The organism is Aliivibrio sp. 1S128 (assembly GCF_001691065.1).
GTDB lineage: Bacteria > Pseudomonadota > Gammaproteobacteria > Enterobacterales > Vibrionaceae > Aliivibrio.
In genome coordinates this window covers 1,227-1,614 of sequence record NZ_MAJV01000020.1, presented here as the reverse complement: position 1 = coordinate 1,614, position 388 = coordinate 1,227, and the positions used below count along the sequence as shown (strand labels likewise).

The window sequence follows — 388 nt, the reverse complement described above, 5'->3', positions numbered from 1 at the left end:
TGATGCATTTGTTATACGTAAACTAGCCATGACCGAAATACCTTATTTACAGATATTTCAATAACGTTAGCTTTGACTATCTTTAATTAGTAATAAATAGTTTCTAATTAAACCTCGTAGATATAGAGTTTTTCCATTTTTTCTCTTACATCCAAAGCATACAATGCATTACATCCTCGACATTTAGCAGGATGTTTCTCATCAAAACCTCTTTGATTTAGTAAGGCAATAGCTAAAACAGGATGATCACATTTCCAACATTTGAACGCTACATTATTACCATTTGGATCAGCAAGCAATTCTTCGCCATTTTCATCAAAAACCATAAAATCTGTAATTTTCATACTAACTTCCAATTATCCAAATTTACGTATAACGCCTGCATAAC

The 388-nt window shown here is 31.4% G+C and carries 1 protein-coding gene; it reads right to left on the bottom strand.

The features are described from left to right. Positions 1-107: 107 nt before the first annotated feature. Positions 108-344, bottom strand: coding sequence for a hypothetical protein (locus tag A6E03_RS04365; RefSeq protein ID WP_065600241.1), 237 nt, complete (start codon positions 342-344; stop codon positions 108-110). Between the last annotated feature and the right edge of the window lie 44 nt (positions 345-388).

Bases quoted from the DNA above. Each gene is read 5' to 3' on its own strand.
- A6E03_RS04365 (WP_065600241.1), bottom strand. From the start codon at position 344: ATGAAAATTACAGATTTTATGGTTTTTGATGAAAATGGCGAAGAATTG.